This is a genomic window from Curtobacterium sp. ME-Dv--P-122a (genome assembly GCF_030209645.1).
Classification (GTDB): Bacteria; Actinomycetota; Actinomycetes; order Actinomycetales; family Microbacteriaceae; genus Curtobacterium; species Curtobacterium flaccumfaciens.
This window is the reverse complement of the sequence record NZ_JARVRO010000005.1, coordinates 159,261-175,349: the sequence shown is the minus strand read 5'-3', so window position 1 is coordinate 175,349 and position 16,089 is coordinate 159,261. Positions and strand designations below refer to the sequence as shown.

General features: G+C 70.4%; 15 protein-coding genes. 2 read left to right on the top strand and 13 right to left on the bottom strand.

Annotated features, from left to right (window positions below; genetic code table 11):
- Positions 1-13: 13 nt before the first annotated feature.
- From QRN49_RS04485 to QRN49_RS04460, 6 genes are all read right to left on the bottom strand, one after another.
- The gene (locus QRN49_RS04485) at positions 14-643 is read right to left on the bottom strand and encodes a copper resistance CopC family protein (RefSeq protein ID WP_284754039.1); all 630 of its coding nucleotides are present in this window, start codon (positions 641-643) and stop codon (positions 14-16) included.
- A 201-nt stretch (positions 644-844) separates the two neighbouring features.
- The gene (locus QRN49_RS04480; RefSeq protein ID WP_163343611.1) at positions 845-1,000 is read right to left on the bottom strand and encodes a hypothetical protein; all 156 of its coding nucleotides are present in this window, start codon (positions 998-1,000) and stop codon (positions 845-847) included.
- Between the two features lie 135 nt (positions 1,001-1,135).
- A complete protein-coding gene (locus QRN49_RS04475; protein WP_111087989.1) occupies positions 1,136-1,420 on the bottom strand; it encodes a DUF4190 domain-containing protein in 285 nt (94 codons plus the stop codon).
- A 123-nt stretch (positions 1,421-1,543) separates the two neighbouring features.
- Positions 1,544-3,937, bottom strand: a complete 2,394-nt coding sequence (locus QRN49_RS04470; RefSeq protein WP_284754038.1) for an ATP-binding cassette domain-containing protein — start codon at positions 3,935-3,937, stop codon at positions 1,544-1,546.
- Positions 3,938-4,028: 91 nt separating this feature from the next.
- On the bottom strand, positions 4,029-4,481 hold the full coding sequence (locus QRN49_RS04465) for an NUDIX hydrolase (protein ID WP_110863723.1): 453 nt from the start codon (positions 4,479-4,481) through the stop codon (positions 4,029-4,031).
- Positions 4,482-4,491: 10 nt separating this feature from the next.
- Entirely contained in the window at positions 4,492-5,253 is a 762-nt protein-coding gene (locus QRN49_RS04460; protein WP_284754037.1) for an SDR family oxidoreductase, read from the bottom strand.
- A gap of 154 nt (positions 5,254-5,407) precedes the next feature.
- On the opposite strand from QRN49_RS04460, the gene QRN49_RS04455 reads away from it, so the two are divergent.
- Entirely contained in the window at positions 5,408-5,881 is a 474-nt protein-coding gene (locus tag QRN49_RS04455; protein ID WP_110863722.1) for an NfeD family protein, read from the top strand.
- Positions 5,878-7,080 (top strand): SPFH domain-containing protein, encoded by a 1,203-nt coding sequence (locus QRN49_RS04450; protein ID WP_259492550.1) that lies wholly within the window; start codon positions 5,878-5,880, stop codon positions 7,078-7,080. The genes QRN49_RS04455 and QRN49_RS04450 overlap by 4 nt, the downstream gene beginning before the upstream one ends.
- A 72-nt stretch (positions 7,081-7,152) precedes the next feature.
- Here the strand turns inward: QRN49_RS04450 and QRN49_RS04445 are convergent, their stop codons facing one another.
- The 7 genes from QRN49_RS04445 to QRN49_RS04415 all read right to left on the bottom strand — a co-directional run bounded on the left by QRN49_RS04445 (position 7,153) and on the right by QRN49_RS04415 (position 16,085).
- On the bottom strand, positions 7,153-7,503 hold the full coding sequence (locus QRN49_RS04445) for an RNA polymerase-binding protein RbpA (RefSeq protein WP_027465636.1): 351 nt from the start codon (positions 7,501-7,503) through the stop codon (positions 7,153-7,155).
- A 110-nt stretch (positions 7,504-7,613) separates the two neighbouring features.
- Entirely contained in the window at positions 7,614-9,185 is a 1,572-nt protein-coding gene (gene lnt / locus QRN49_RS04440) for an apolipoprotein N-acyltransferase (protein ID WP_284754036.1), read from the bottom strand.
- 32 nt (positions 9,186-9,217) lie between these two features.
- On the bottom strand, positions 9,218-11,656 hold the full coding sequence (locus QRN49_RS04435) for a DEAD/DEAH box helicase (RefSeq protein ID WP_284754035.1): 2,439 nt from the start codon (positions 11,654-11,656) through the stop codon (positions 9,218-9,220).
- Positions 11,653-12,405 carry a twin-arginine translocase subunit TatC gene (gene tatC, locus QRN49_RS04430; protein WP_110863923.1) on the bottom strand — a complete coding sequence of 251 codons (753 nt, stop codon included), beginning with the start codon at positions 12,403-12,405 and terminating at the stop codon, positions 11,653-11,655. Before tatC ends, QRN49_RS04435 begins: the two co-directional genes overlap by 4 nt.
- A 671-nt stretch (positions 12,406-13,076) precedes the next feature.
- Positions 13,077-14,048, bottom strand: a complete 972-nt coding sequence (locus tag QRN49_RS04425) for a helix-turn-helix transcriptional regulator (RefSeq protein ID WP_111025035.1) — start codon at positions 14,046-14,048, stop codon at positions 13,077-13,079.
- Positions 14,041-15,093: a helix-turn-helix transcriptional regulator gene (locus QRN49_RS04420; RefSeq protein WP_111025034.1), complete on the bottom strand. Its 1,053-nt coding sequence runs from the start codon at positions 15,091-15,093 to the stop codon at positions 14,041-14,043. The genes QRN49_RS04425 and QRN49_RS04420 overlap by 8 nt, the downstream gene beginning before the upstream one ends.
- 71 nt (positions 15,094-15,164) lie before the next feature.
- Positions 15,165-16,085, bottom strand: a complete 921-nt coding sequence (locus QRN49_RS04415; RefSeq protein ID WP_194621921.1) for an FKBP-type peptidyl-prolyl cis-trans isomerase — start codon at positions 16,083-16,085, stop codon at positions 15,165-15,167.
- Between the last annotated feature and the right edge of the window lie 4 nt (positions 16,086-16,089).

Below are 16,089 nucleotides of genomic sequence, written 5' to 3'. Positions count from 1 at the left end.
CTCGGGCGTCCCGTCAGCCCTCGGTCCGCGCGTCCGCGCCCCGGCGGATGCGGAGCACGACCGCGCCGATGACGAGCACTGCCAGGATCCCGACGACCCCGAACAGGAGTGCCGGGCCGCCGTGGCCGTGCGGGTGCGTTCCGGCACCCGTGTTCGATGCGGCTCCCGCTGCCGCTGCCGTCGGTTCCGAGGATGATGTGGGCGCGGTCGTCGTGGGTGGGACGGTCGGGGATGCGGCTGGTTCCACCGAGAACGCGAGCTGCCCCTCGATCGGATGGCCGTCGGGGGAGACGTACCGCCAGACGAGGGTGTGCGGGCCGGGGGAGAGCGACACCGCCTTGGACATCGAGGTGCCTTCGACGGCCACCGCTCCGGAGGACTCGTCGGTCCCGCCGTCGTCGCGGACCTCGATGCGCAGACCGGCTTCGAGTCCGGCCAGCGGCGCCTCGCTGAAGGTGAGTGTCACTCGCTCAAGGTCGGCAGCCACCGTGGCGCCGTCCGCCGGATCACTCGAGGTCAGTGCTGCGTGCGCCGACGCAGGTGTCGTCCCGATCAGCACGAGGAACGCGGACAGGGCGACGGCGAGCAGGACCCGGGGCGTCGCAGCTCGTGAGCGGCGTTGGTCATCTCGGTGAGCGTGCACGCGTCCACGCTAGGGAAGCGATGTCGAGCGTCCCGTCAGCCGAGCGGGCAGGGCAGGAACACCTGAGTCGACATAAGCCTGAGTTGACATAATATGCATTATCGGCGCTCCGGCGGACGCCCCGTACGACGCTTCGTGAGCAGAAGAGGTCGAGTCCGCTGTTCGGACTCGACCTCTTCTGCTCACTGGATGACGACGGCGTCAGTCGGCGGGCTTCGTCGGGACGTCGTCGGCGTCGATCTCGAGCGCTGCCGGCTCGCCGCCCTGTTCCTCCAGGGTGTCCTGGTCGGTGTCGGGCTGCTCCGGCGACTCGCTCTGGGTGGTCTCTTCGGCTGGGTCAGGCTGGCTGTAGCTCATGCGCCGGACGGTACGCCCGCGTTCCTGAACAGCTGCAAGCTCGGCGCCCGAGACGTTTGGTGAGCAGCAATGGTCGAGTCCATCCGCTGGACTCGACCATTGCTGCTCACGATGCGGGCAGGACCCGGATGAACGTCAGTTGTTGATCATCTGCGTCGCGACGACCGCGCCGATGATCATGAAGATGATCGCGACGATGATGGCGATGACGCTGAGGACGATGCCGGCGAGCACCATTCCACGGCTGCCAACCGCGCGACGACGCGCGACGAAGCCGAGCACCAGGCCGATGATGCCGGCGATGAGCCCGACGATCGAGAACAGGAACGCAAAGACGACGCCGACGATGCCGAGGACGAGCGAGCCGACGGCGATTCCGTTGCCGCTGTTGGTCGCAGGCGCGTTGCCGGGGTTGGACATGGTGGAGCTCCTTCTGGTCAGGACGCCGATCCAGGCCGGGGAGCCGATCGTGAGCGTCAGTCAGAACGGTAGTCCTCACACACGGCTTATGCCCAGATTCGCCCCCTGAGTCTGTCCCCCGGCTCAGGCTCCGACGTACGCCGCCAGGTGCTGCCCGGTCAGCGTCGACCGTGCCGCCACGAGTGCAGCGGGTGTCCCCTCGAACACGATCCGTCCGCCGTCGTGCCCGGCGCCCGGCCCGAGGTCGATGATCCAGTCGGCGTGGGCCATCACGGCCTGGTGGTGCTCGATCACGACGACCGTCCGGCCGGCGTCGACGAGCCGGTCGAGCAGGCCGAGCAGCTGCTCGACGTCGGCCAGGTGCAGGCCCGCGGTCGGCTCGTCGAGCACCACCACGCCGCCCCGGTCACCGAGGTGCGTCGCGAGCTTGAGCCGCTGCCGCTCTCCCCCTGACAACGTGGTGAGCGGCTGGCCGATCGTCAGGTAGCCGAGCCCCACGTCGGCGAGCCGGGCGAGGATCGTGTGGGCCGCCGGCAGTGCGGACTCCCCCGCCGCGAAGAACGCCAGCGCGTCGGCGACGGACATGCCGAGCACCTCGCTGATGTCCTTCCCGCCCAGGTGGTACCCGAGCACGGACTGGTCGAACCGCTTGCCGTCGCACTCGACGCAGGGGCTCGCGACGCCCGCCATCATGCCGAGGTCGGTGTACACGACACCGGCACCGTTGCACGCCGGGCAGGCACCCTCGGAGTTGGCGCTGAACAGGGCGGGCTTGACGCCGTTGGCCTTCGCGAAGGCCTTCCTGATCGGCTCGAGCAGACCGGTGTACGTCGCCGGGTTGCTCCGCCGTGAGCCACGGATGCCGCTCTGGTCGATGGCGACCACGTCGTCGCGCCGGGCCAGCGACCCGTGGATGAGCGTGCTCTTGCCCGAGCCGGCGACCCCCGTCACGACGGTGAGCACCCCGGTGGGGACGTCCACGTCGACGTCGTGCAGGTTGTGGGCCGAGGCGCCGCGGATCGCGATCGCCCCGTCCGGACGACGGACCTCGGACTTCACGGTCACGCGGTCGTCCAGGTGCTGACCGGTCACGGTCCCGCTGGCACGCAGCCCGTCGACGGACCCCTGGTAGCAGAGCGTCCCACCGCCGGAACCGGCACCGGGTCCGAGGTCGACGACGTGGTCGGCGATCGCGATGACCTCGGGCTTGTGCTCGACGACCAGGACGGTGTTGCCCTTGTCGCGCAGCCGGACGAGCAGCTCGTTCATCCGCTCGATGTCGTGCGGGTGCAGCCCCGTGCTCGGCTCGTCGAAGACGTAGGTGACGTCACTGAGCGAGGAACCGAGGTGCTTCACCATCTTCACGCGCTGCCCCTCTCCCCCGGACAGCGTGCCGGTCGGGCGGTCGAGCGACAGGTACCCGAGTCCGATCTCGACGAAGGACTCGAGCAGGTCACGGAGCCCCTCGAGCAACGGCCCGACCCCGGGGTCGTCCAGACCCCGCAGACAGGCGACGGCGTCGGTGATCTGCATCGCGCAGACGTCGGCGATGCTGCGGCCCGCGACCTTCGACGAGCGGGCGGTGTCGTTCAACCGGGTCCCGTCGCAGGCCGGACACGTCGTGAAGGTCACCGCACGGTCGACGAAGGCCCGGATGTGCGGCTGCATCGCCTCGCGGTCCTTCTGCAGGAACGATCGGCGGACCCGGTGCACGAGCCCCTCGTAGGTCATGTTGATGCCGGCGATCTTCTGCTTCGTCGGCTCGCGGTACAGGAAGTCCTGCCGCTCCTGCTCGGTGAAGTCGCGGATGGGGGTGTCCCGGTCGAAGTAGCCCGACTCGGCGTACAGCCGCACGTTCCACCCGTCGGTCCCGTACCCGGGGATCGTGAGGGCGCCGTCCCCGAGCGACTTCGTGTCGTCGAACAGCTGCGTCAGGTCGATGTCGTTCACCAGCCCCCGGCCCTCGCAGTCCGCGCACATGCCGCCGAGCCGCGTGAACGAGACCTTCTGGGCCTTCGCGTCCGCACCCTTCTGCACCGTGATCGCTCCCCCGGCCGTCACGGTGGCGAGGTTGAACGAGAACGCGTTCGGCCCCCCGATGTGCGGCTGACCGAGTCGGCTGAACAGCACGCGCAGCATCGCGTTCGCGTCCGTGGCGGTGCCGACGGTGGAGCGCGGGTCGGCGCCGATGCGCTCCTGGTCGACGACGATCGCGGTGGTCAGGCCGTCGAGCAGGTCGACGTCCGGGCGCGCGAGCGAGGGCATGAACCCCTGCACGAACGCGCTGTACGTCTCGTTGATCATCCGCTGCGACTCGGCGGCGACGGTGCCGAACACGAGCGAGCTCTTGCCCGAGCCGGAGACCCCGGTGAACACCGTGAGCCGCCGCTTCGGCAGGTCCACGTCGACGTCGCGCAGGTTGTTCGCGCGGGCACCCCGTACCCGGATCCGGCCGTGCCGGTCGGCAGGGTGCGCGTCGGCGCCGGTGGGGTCGTCGTCGACCGGATCGGTGTGCATGCGGGTCAGCGTACCGACGGGAGGCCCGTGGCGGGGCCGCCACGGGCCTCCCGTCCGGTCCTGGGTCGGCCGTCAGGCCGCGGTGCGGTGCTCAGGCGCCGTGCCGGCGCACCAGGTCCGGCAGCTCGGCGGGTTCGAACTCCTCGTCGGTCGCCTCGAGCTCGTCGGCGGTCCACCACCGCGAGGCGAGGATGTCGACGCGTTCGTCGTCGGTCCACTCGGCGTCCGACAGCTCGAAGCCCGGCGTGCGGACGACGTAGAACTCGGCGTGCCCGCGGTCGTGGTCAGCGAGGTCCCACTCGACCGTGAAGTCCCAGGACCACACCGGTTCGCCGGGTTCGTCGATGACGATCCCGGTCTCCTCGCGCAGCTCGCGGATCGCGGCGTCGCGGTGGGTCTCCCCCGGGTCGACCCCACCACCCGGCGTGATCCAGCGGTGGGCGCCGTCCGACGAGGGCGAATTCGTGTCCATCAGGAACACGCGGCCCTCGGGGTCGAGCAGCAGGATGCGGGAGGTGCGGCGCAGGCCGGGCTTGGCGGTCACCCGCCCGACGTTAGCCGACGAAGCCGCTGACGTCGCCGACCAGCTTGGTGTGGTCGGCGGGGATCGGCTCGACGGCGGCGAGGGCGATCTCGGCCGCGAACTCGGACACGCTGTAGAGCTTGCCGACCTCCTGCCGACGACCCTCGATCGCGCCGGGGTTCAGGCGGTTCAGCAGCGTCGCGGTGATCGTGCCCTCGATCATGTCGCCGGAGACGACGACGAACTCGATGCCGGCGGCCTCGAGCTGCGGGATGAACTCACGGAGGGCGAGTTCTCCGGCACGCTTGCTCTTGGCGACCGGGACGTACTCGTCCATCGTCTCGGCGGTCTCGACGAAGTGCGCCTGGTGGCTCGTGACGAACACCACGCGGGACCCGGCGGGCATGTGCGGCACGGCGGTCTGCAGCATGTCGACCTGGGCGTCGCGGTTCAGGCGGAGCGCGTAGTCCTCGCCGACGCCGGACTCCATGCCGCCCGACGCGTTGAGCACGAGCAGGTCGATGCCGCCCCACTCCTGGACGACGGTGTCGACGAGGGCCTGCACCGAGTCGTGCTCGGTCAGGTCGGCGCCGACGGCAAGGGCAGAGCCGCCCGCCTCGACGATCTTCTCGGCGATCTGCTCCGCGCGCTTGGCCTTGTTGCGGTAGTTCACGACGACCTTCGCCCCGGCCTCGGCGAGGTACCCGACGGTGTCGGCGCCGATGCCACGGGACGAACCGGTGACGACGGCGCGCTTGTCGGTGAGGGATCCGGGGGCGAGGGGGTTGCTCACAGTCGTGTTCTCCAGGTCTGGTTCCGGGCGGTCGGGCGCACCGAGCCTACCAATCGCCTGCACGATCGTCGGACGGCCCTGATATGTTGAACGGAGTTGTACCGGCTGTCGCGACGCAGCGAGCCGCCGCGCGCGACCGAGGGAGGGAGATCGCGTGAACGGAATCGATTGGATCCAGAGCACCGTCTGGATCGGCCTGGTGTTGCTCCTGGGCGTGGTCGAGATCTTCACCCTCGACTTCATCTTCATCATGCTCGCGGCGGGTGCCGCCGGCGGGTTGATCGCCGCACTGCTCGGCGCCCCGTGGTGGCTGTCCGCCATCGTCGCCGCGGTGGCCGCACTCGTGCTGCTGTCGCTCGTCCGACCGCGCCTGCTCGTGGCGCTCGGCCGCGGGGCCGACCCGCACCGCACCAACGTCGAGGGGCTCATCGGGCTCGCCGGCACGGTCGCGGTCGCCTTCACCTCCTCCAGTCCTGGTCAGGTGCGCCTGGCCAACGGCGAGACCTGGAGCGCGCGGTTCGCCGCGGGCTCCGTCGACCGCACACCGCCACTCGGGACCCCCGTGGTCGTCGAGTCGATCGAGGGGTCGACCGCGGTCGTGCGCCTCGCAGAAAGGGCCACCTCGTGACCAGCATCTCCCCGGGGACGATCGCACTGCTCGTGCTCATCCTCGTCGTCGTCATCTTCGTGATCGTCGTCCTGGCGAAGGCGATCCGGATCGTCCCGCAGGCCACCGCGGGCATCGTCGAGCGACTCGGCAAGTACCACAAGACCCTCAATCCGGGCTTGAACCTTCTCGTGCCGTTCATCGACCGCCTGCGGCCGCTGCTCGACATGCGTGAGCAGGTCGTCTCGTTCCCGCCGCAGCCCGTGATCACCGAGGACAACCTGGTCGTCTCGATCGACACCGTCGTCTACTTCCAGGTGACCGACGCCCGTGCCGCGACGTACGAGATCGCGAACTACCTCGGCGCCGTCGAGCAGCTCACCACCACCACGCTCCGCAACGTCGTTGGTGGCCTGAACCTCGAAGAGGCACTGACCAGCCGCGACAACATCAACGGCCAGCTCCGCGTCGTCCTCGACGAAGCCACGGGCAAGTGGGGCATCCGCGTCGGCCGAGTCGAGCTCAAGGCGATCGAGCCGCCCGTGTCCATCCAGGACGCCATGGAGCAGCAGCTCCGTGCCGAGCGCAGCCGACGTGCCGCGATCCTCCAGGCCGAGGGCACCAAGCAGTCCCAGATCCTCGAGGCCGAGGGACAGCGACAGGCAGCGATCCTGGCCGCCGAGGGTGACGCCAAGGCACAGGTGCTCCGTGCCGAGGGTGAAGCCCAGGCCATCGCGACCGTGTTCGAGGCCATCCACACCGGTGACCCGGACGAGAAGCTGCTGTCCTACCAGTACCTGCAGACCCTGCCGAAGATCGCCGAGGGCACGTCGAACAAGCTCTGGATGATCCCGAGCGAGTTCACCGAGGCACTGTCCGGCATCGCGAAGGGCTTCAGCGCCAGCCGTGGTGGCGGCGCTGGTCCGGTCGCAGGCGGCGCCGGAGGCACGGACTTCCTGTCCCGGATCTCGAAGCTCGCGAACGAGAGCCTGGCGAACACCGCAGCCGCGGACACCACGATGCCGCGTGCGGACGCCACCGCCGCGGACATCGTTCCCGAGTCCGACCTCGACGCACGCCTGGCCGAGTCGAACCGCAGTGTCGACGCACACCTCGCGGCGGCCGACGACGCGACCGCTGAACAGGTCGCCGACACTCCGCCCACGCCGGGCGACGATGCCTCTGGTCACCGCACCAGCGACGGCTCCGGTCGGCGCTGACGCTCCGGCACCAACGAACGACGACGCCCGCCCCGGGGAACCGGGGCGGGCGTCGTCGTGTGTTCGGTGGTGTCAGGCGCCGCGTCGTGCGCGGAGGACCTGCAGGCGCTCTTCGAGGAGCTCCTCGAGTTCCTCGCGCGAGCGGCGCTCGAGCAGCATGTCCCAGTGGGTGCGGGGTGCCTTCACGTCCTCTTCGGCGACCTCGACGGGGATCCCGTCGTCGCCGAGCAGGCGGCCCTCGCGACCGGAGCGGGGCTCCGACCAGGTCTGGGGGACGTCAGCATCGGCCGAGAAGACGATGTCGAACGTCTCACCCGAATCCGTCTGGTAGACCGCGCGCTTGCGATCTGAGAGCTCGACGCCCTCTTCGCTCTGGAGACTCTGACTCCCGAGCCGCATGCCGCGGAGACTCCGATCAGCCATGTGTGTGCTCCTCTCGCTCGTCTGCCCTCCACAACACTGTCCCACGCCCCATCAATCCCGTACCGGCGCATTCACAGTCCGTTCCCAGTGGCTGGGCGCGGCGGGCCCGATCAGGAGCGGGTGCGACGGCTCCAGGGCGCGCAGGCGAGGAGCACGAGGAGCCCCCCGAGGGAGAGCAGGAGCGTGATCGAGCCGGACAGGATCGACGCGGGAGTGGTGGACGTGCCGAGCGGCACGTCGGTCACCATCGACGTCGCGGTGTACTCCGGCACCCGGTCGATCGTGCGCCCGCTCGGGTCGATGACCTGCGACGCTCCGACGGTCGAGATGTTCACCAGCGACCGACCGGTCTCGATGGCCCGCATCCGCGCGATCTCGAGCTGCTGCAGGTTCTCGTCGGTGCCCGAGAAGTCGGCGTTGTTCGTCTGCGCGAGGATCACCTGCGCTCCCCCGCGCACCATGTCGGCGGTCAGCCCGTCGTCGACGATGTCGAAGCAGATCGAGATGCCGGCACGGATGCCCGCGACGGAGAGCACGTTCGGCTTCGTCCCCGGCGTGTAGTCGCGCTGCAGCAGGCCGATCAGTGACGGCGCGAGCTTGGAGTAGAACCAGCGGTCGGGCACGTACTCGCCGAACGGCACCGGGCGCTTCTTGTCGTAGGACGACTGCCAGCCATCGGCGGTCCACACGAACGACGTGTTGTGCAGCACCCCCGACGGGGTCTGCGTGATGGCACCCGCGACGATCGGGGCGTCGAGCGAGTCGACCACCGAGTCGAGGGCGGAGGCGATGACCGGCTGCTGGCGCGGGTCGTACTCCGCACCTGCCTCCGGCCAGACGACCAGGTCCACACCCTTCGCGTCCACGTCCGTCGCCGCCACCTGCGCTGCCAGGACGTCGCCGGGCTCCGCACGGTCGAAGTAGCCCGCGGGACCGTTGCCCTGCACCGACTCGACCCGGATCGTGCCGCTCGTGGCGGTCGGCCACGCCGGCACGGCCAGGACCGCCGCGATGAGCAGTCCCGCCGTGGCCACCCGCACGGGCAGCCGGAGCGTGACGCCCGGCACACGGGGTGCCACGAGCGCGAGCGACACCACGACAGCGACGCAGTACACGACGATGAACGTCAGCCCGAGGACGCCCACGTACGCGGCCAGGTGCGTGAACGGCCCCTGCGACTGCGACAGGCCCACCCGCGCCCAGGCGAAACCACCGTACGGCCAGCTCCCCGAGAACCACTCGCGTCCGGTCCAGAGCGCGGCGACGACGGCCGGGAGGCCCCACACGCGTCCGGCGGTCGAGGGCACCACGCGCGCGACCCAGCGGTACGCCAGGGCGATGGCGACGCTGCCGAGCGCGAAGAACGCGGCTTCGAGCAGGGCGAGTGCGAACCACGGGACCGGGCCCAGGTAGCGACCGGCCCACGAGATGGCCGGGATCCAGAACGCCGCGCCGGCGAGGTAGCCGATCCACGCCGCACGCCGCGCCCGCTGCCCCATCACCGCGAGCAGCATGCAGGCGAGTGCCGGGTAGGCGAGGAACCACCATCCGGGCGACGGGAACGCGAGGGCGAAGAGGATCCCGCCGATGACGGCCAACGACACCGCGGTGCCCAGCGGCAACGCGGCGAACGGGCCCGTCGCGACCGCCCCGCGGCCGACGGGAGCGTGCAGCCCGCGCACACTTGTCTCCGGAACCCGCACCGGGCCTCCTGTCAGACCGCCGCGTAGGCGACGATGCCGCGGCGAACCGCGTCCGTCGCCCGTCGGGCGGTCTGGGCGAGTTCGTCGTCGCCGGCGTTCCGGATCTGGTCGAGCAGGTCGATGACCTGCTTCGACCAGCGCACGAAGTCGCCGGCCGGCAGGTCGAGGGTGCGGAGAACGTCGTCGAGGGCCGAGCCCGAGGCCCAGCGGAACATGCCGACGGCCATCGCCGGGGTCGGGGGCTGCGAACCAGCCAGGCGCGCCGCACGCTCGATGTCGTCGAGGCGCGACCAGATGGTCAGTGTCTCGTCGAGTGCGGGGCGGAACGCACCGCGGGGCAGGGCGTGCTCGGTGCCGGGCGCGTCCTCGCGGCGGGGCTGGTAGATGATCGTCGCGGCCATGGCGGCGAGCTGTGCCGGGGTGAGGTCCTTCCAGACCCCCGCCTCGAGGCACTCGGCGACGAGCAGGTCGCGGTCGCCGTAGATGCGCTGCAGGCGACGGCCGCCCGCTGCCACCGTGGCTTCGCCGTTGCCGGCGTCCACCAGGTAGCCGAGCTCGAGCAGGACCTCGGTGACGCGGTCGAACGTCGTCGCGACGGCGCCCGTGCGGGACCGGATCTGCTGGACGAGCTTGTCGTTGGCGCGCTTGAGCTTCCACCAGCGCTCGGACCAGCGGGCGTGGGCCTCGCGTTCCGGGCAGGCGTGGCAGGGGTGGCGCTGCAGCTGGCGGCGGACCACCGTGATCGCGGCCTGGCGTTCCTGGCGGGCGCCGTGCGATGCCTCGCGACCGCCGGGCACGTTCGTGCGCTCGAGGTCGGAGAGCTCGCGGCGGAGCGCGGAGTACTCGGTGAAGTCGCCGAGGTGGCACTGCATCGCCTGGCGGTAGCCGTCGAGGGATTCCTGCTGCGAGCGGACCTTGCGGGCGAGGTCGACCACCGACCGGTCGGCCTGGAACTGGGCGAACGACGTCTCGAGGACCTCGCGCGTGCGCTGTCGGCCGAACTGGTCGATCAGGTTGACGGCCATGTTGTAGGTCGGCTTGAACGACGAGTTGAGCGGGTACGTGCGACGGCTGGCCAGCGACGCGACGGCCTGCGGGTCGAGCCCGTCGGTCCACTGGATGACCGAGTGCCCCTCGACGTCGATGCCACGACGGCCGGCACGACCGGTGAGCTGCGTGTACTCCCCCGGCGTGATCGGCACACGGGCTTCGCCGTTGAACTTCTCGAGCTTCTCGAGCACCACGGTGCGCGCCGGCATGTTCACGCCGAGCGCGAGGGTCTCGGTGGCGAACACGACCTTCAGGAGCTTGCGCTGGAAGAGGTTCTCGACGACCTCCTTGAAGGCGGGGAGCAGGCCGGCGTGGTGCGCCGCGACCCCGCGCTCGAGCCCCTCGAGCCACTCCCAGTAGCCGAGGACGGCCAGGTCTTCGTCGAGCAGCGTGCGGCAGTGGTACTCCGCCGTCTCGCGGATCTCGTTGCGCTCCTGCACCGTCGTCAGGGACAGGCCCGAGCGCAGGACGTTGCGGACGCCCTGGTCGCAGCCGTTGCGGCTGAACACGAAGAAGATCGCGGGCAGGAGCATCCGCTCGTCGAGCATGTGTGCGATCTGTTCGCGGTGCACCTTCTCGGTGCGGGGTCCGCGACGTTCGGGGTAGCCACCACGACCGCGCCGGCCGCGGTGGCCGCCGCCGTTCCGCTCGCTCCGGGAACCGCCGCCGACCATGCGGAGGAGTTCCGGATTCACGCGGTTCGTCGCGGCGGCACCGCTCGAGTCGAACAGGTCGACCATCTTCGAACCGACCAGGACGTGCTGCTCCAGCGGCACCGGACGGTCTTCGGAGACGATGACGTCGGTGTCGCCGCGGACGGTCTGCAGCCAGTCGCCGAACTCCTCGGCGTTGGACACCGTGGCGCTGAGCGAGACCAGGCGGACCTCGGTCGGGAGGTGCAGGATGACCTCTTCCCACACGGCACCGCGGAACCGGTCGGCGAGGTAGTGCACCTCGTCGAGCACCACCCAGGCGAGGTCGTCGAGCAGGTCCGAGTCGGCGTAGATCATGTTCCGGAGCACCTCGGTCGTCATCACGACGACGCGGGCGCGGGGGTTCACGTTCGTGTCTCCGGTGAGCAGCCCGACCTCGGATTCGCCGTAGACGTCGACGAGCTCGGCGTACTTCTGGTTGCTCAGTGCCTTCATCGGTGTCGTGTAGAAGACCTTCGCCGTCGGCTGGCGCATGGCGAGCCAGATGGCGAACTCGGCCACGATGGTCTTGCCGGCTCCGGTCGGGGCGGCGACCAGGACGCTGCGGCCCTGGTCGAGCGAGTCGCAGGCGGCGAACTGGAACGGGTCGAGGTCGAACCGCAGGTCCGTCCGGAAGAGCTCGAGGTTGCGGGACCGGTTGCGCACCTTGGCCGCGGCGAACCGCTCGGCCGCACTCGTGCCACTCACAGGTCGTACTCCTCGTCGAGCTTCGCCTGGCGCTTGGCCAGACGGCGGTCGTGGATCCACGCGATGAAGCAGGCCGCGACGTACAGCACGGTCATCGGGATGGCCAGCAGGAACATCGAGATGACGTCGGCACTCGGGGTGACGATGGCGCAGAAGACCAGGATGCAGAGGATCGCGACGCGCCAGCTCTTGATGATCGCGGAGGCCGACAGCACCCCGACGAAGTTCAGCAGCACGATGAACACCGGCAGCACGAAGGCGATGCCCACCGCGACGATGAGCTTGATGACGAAGTCGTAGTACGCCTTCGCATCGACGATCGAGGTGTCCTGGCTCGACACGAAGCTGCCGAGGATGCCGACCACGTGCGGCAGGATGTACCACCCGAAGTAGCACCCGGCGAAGAACAGCGGGATCGCGGTGCCGAGGAAGCCCCAGACGTACTGCCGCTCACGCCGGACGAGCGCGGGCACGATGAACGCCCAGATCTGGTACAGCCAGACCGGGCTCGCGATGACGACGCCGATGGTGATCGCGATCTGCAGCTTCAGGTCGAACGCCCCGGTGATCATCGGGAAGTTCAGCTCGGCCGTGTGTCCGCCGACCTTGGCGAGCTCGGTCACCGGTGCCCGGAGCGCGTCGAGCACCCACGGGGTGAGGAACCAGCCGCCGATCGCACCGACGACGATCGCCACGACTGCGCGGAAGAGACGGTTGCGCAGCTCGATGAGGTGCTGCCCGAGCGACATGCGGCCTTCGGCGTCGGTCTTCTGGCGCCCCTGCCGCTTCGCTCGCCCGCGCGCGGTCGTCGAAGCCATGTGCTCGATCTTACGGGGTCGGGACCGACAGTCCGCCGGGGGTCGGCGCGGCCGCGTGGCGGGCGGCGGGCGGGTGGCGGCGCGTGGCAAGCGGGCGGGATCGGGTGTACCTGGCGAGACCGGGCGTACCGGGTCGGAAGATCGCACGAGGTATGCCCGGAACGACCAGCTACCCGAGCTTCACCGTGCGCGATCGGGCGTACCTGGCGAGACCGGGCATACCGGGTCGGAAGATCGCACCAGGTACGCCCGGAACGACCAGCTACCCGAGGTCCACCGTGCGAGACCGGGCGTACCGGGTCGGAAGATCGCACCAGGTACGCCCGGAACGACCAGCTACCCGAGCTTCACCGTGCGGGATCGGGCGTGCCGCGCCACATCGGGCTTACCTGGCGAGATCGGGCATACCTGGCGAGAACGGGCATACCGGGTCGGAAGATCACACCAGGTACGCCCGGAACGACCAGGTACCCGAGGTCCACCGTGCGCGATCGGGCATCTCTAGCGAAATCGGGCATACCTGGCGAGACCGGGCGTACCCAACGAGATCGGGCGTACCGGGTCGGAACGTGCAGCGCGCGGACGGACCGCAGCGGCAGACGTCAGCCCGTGGCGAGGGCCGCGGCCGCGAAGTCGCGCACGGCGTCGCGAGCGGCGGGCGGGTCGAGCACCACGGCACGACCGGGCAACCCCGCGACGAGCCGGACCACCCCGTCGAACCCGTGCGACGCCGCGAGCCGGATGCGCACCCGACCGTCACCGTCGGGCGCGTCGGCGGTGTCGGACAGGAAGTCGGCGACCAGGGGCAGCGACGTGGAGTCGAGTTCCACCGTGACGATGACGTCGTCGGCGGCCTGCTGGAACAGCGTGTCCGGGATGACGACCTGGTCGATCGTCTTCTCGGCCGGGCGGTCGTCGACCCGGGCCTCGGACATGCGATCGAGCCGGAACGTCCGGAGTGCCTGCCGGTCGAGGTCCCACGCGCGCAGGTACCAGTCGGTGTCGATGGACTCGACCCGGAGCGGATCGACCCGTCGGGTGCCGCCCTGGGTGCGCGGTCCGGCGTACTCGAAGACCAGGCCGCGACCGTCGGACATCGCCCGGCGGATGGTTGCGAGGGCGACGTCGTGCAGGTCCTGCCCGACGGCGACGGTCGACGCCGCTCCCCCGGCACCGCGGGACAGCTTGGCCATGAGCGCGCGGATGGCGTCACGGTCGGCGGCCTCGGGCAGCGCGGAGAGGTACTGCAGACCGGCGATGAGCGCCGACGCCTCACGAGCCGACAGACGCGGTGAGTCGTCGATCGCCACCAGGTTGGTCAGCACGATCATGTCGTTCTGGTCGAAGTCGTCCCAGGCGATGTCGAACAGGTCGCCGTGCTGGTACTGCATCGTCTCGCCGGGCACCCCGGAGACCGCGATGAGTTCGACGGCACGCCGGATGCGGGCCTCGGGCACACCGAAGTGCCGAGCTGCCTCGGCGACCGAGACCCGCTCGCGGTCGATCAGGTACGGCACCAGGGCGAGCAGGAACGCGAGCTTGTCCTGCGCCTGCAGGGGTTGGGCGTCAGCCACGAACGGGGTCCTCTCCGGGGGCTGCGGCAGGGCCGTCGTCGGTGTGGTCGCGCACGAGTGCACGGAGGCGCTCGTCGACCCGTGATCGAAGGTCGTCGGGCTCGAGCACCCGGACCTCGGGCCCGAAGGCGGCGAGTTCCTCGGCGAGGATCTGCGGGTCGACGTGGTGCAGCACGAGCGCGCCGTCGGCGTCGGTCTCGGTGTCGCGGCGACGGGTGAGTCGGCGTTCGGCGTCGGAACCCGGCGTCACGGCGATGCGCGCGGTGCGCTCGGCCCAGATCCGCTCGAGCTCGGCGAGGGTGCGCTCCCCCGCGCCGACGGGAGCGGTGTGCTGCCCGACCTCGTACTGGGTCACGGGTCCGACGATGCGGGCCAGCAGGTAGTTCTTGTCCGAGTCCGTCGCGAACTCGTGGGCGGCGAGCATCCACCGGCCGCCGTGCTGCACCAGTGCGAGTGGAGCCACTTCGCGCCGACGGGCGTCGTGCTGCCCCGGGGTGATGTAGTCGAACCGCACGGCTGCACCCCGGTCGAGCGCGGAACGGAGCGGCTCGAACGAGGCATCACGGGCGCGGAGCCGCGGGGCGTACGCGTCGACCCCGAGCTGCAGGGCACCGTCGTCGTCCTCGGCACCGGCCGAGCGGACCTTCAGCAGCCCACGGCGGGAGTCGGCGGACAGTGCGCCTTCACGCCAGGCCATCGCTGCCAGGGAGAGCAACGCGGATTCGTCCGGGGTGAAGCGGACGTCGACGGGCAGGTCGTACTCGCCCTTCGGGATCCGGTACCGGAGCGTCTGGTTGTTGCCCGCGGCACCCGGGGTCTCGATGGTCTCGAGGGGGATGCCGAGCTCGCGGACGTCGTCCTTGTCGCGTTCGAACTGGCGCTCGAGCGAGGCGTTGTCGCCACCGGTCGAGAACCGCTGCCGGTACCCCTGCACGTTGGCCAGGATCTCGGCCTTGGTCAGCCCGGACTCCGTCGAGAGCAGCGCGAGCACGAGGCTGAACAGCCGCTCCTCGGCGGGCACACGGGGCACACGGGTCGCTGGCACGAGCCGATCCTACGGCAGCGCGGGTGCACCGGAGTGCACCCGCGCCGCGGTCCGTGGACGGTCGGACCGGGTCAGTTCGAGATCGCCCCGAGGACGTCGATCACGTACGCGTACGCGGTCCCCTGCTGGTTGACGATGGCCAGGACCTGGTCGCCGACGTGGTGCCCGACGATGGCGGTCCGGACGCCCTCGTCGACCTGGCCCTTGGTGAGCGGGATGGCCTGCGCGCCGGAACCGTCGGTCCAGCTGGAGCCGGCGACGGACGGGTCGGCACCCCAGGTGACGGCGGTGTACTTGATGACCGCGGTGTCCTTCGCGGTGAGCTCGCGACCGTCGCCCTTGCGGAGCAGGTGCGTCTCGTTCGACTTCGGCGCGCTCCACGACGGGATCGTGATGCCGGGGGCGCCGGAGGGTGCGAGCACCACGGCCGGCATCTTGTCGCCGGCGAGCTGCGGGGTGCCGGTGGCACGGGCGTCGAACGCGCGCTTGACGTCGATGACGGCGATGACGGCGTCCTCGGTCTTCTTCGACGACGAGCTGCCAGCGGTGCCGCCGGTGCTGCTCAGGGCGCTCTTCGGCAGGGCGACCGCCAGGCGGTCGCCGACGCGGGCGCACTGTAGCGAGGCGCCGAGGGCCCCGTAGTTGCTCGCACCAGCGGTGATCGGTGCCGTCTGGCCCGAGTAGCCGCTCGTCTGGGCGACCTGCCCCGTGGAGCCGTCGACCAGGGTGTACTCGACCAGGACGGGGGTGCCGTCGTCGATCGTGCGACCGGAACCCTGCTGCAGCACGGACACCTGGGTGCCCTTGGTGGTCAGGCCCTTCGGCACGTTGATCTTCGGCTCCGAGCCGAACTTGCCGGTGGCGGTCACCGCTTCGGACGCGGCGCCGGGCGCGGCACAGCTCGAGGGCGTGGTGCCGGCACCGTTCGAGGCGCAGGCGGTGAGGGACACCGCGAGACCGATGGTGACCAGGAGTGCGGGGATGGTGCGCACGGAC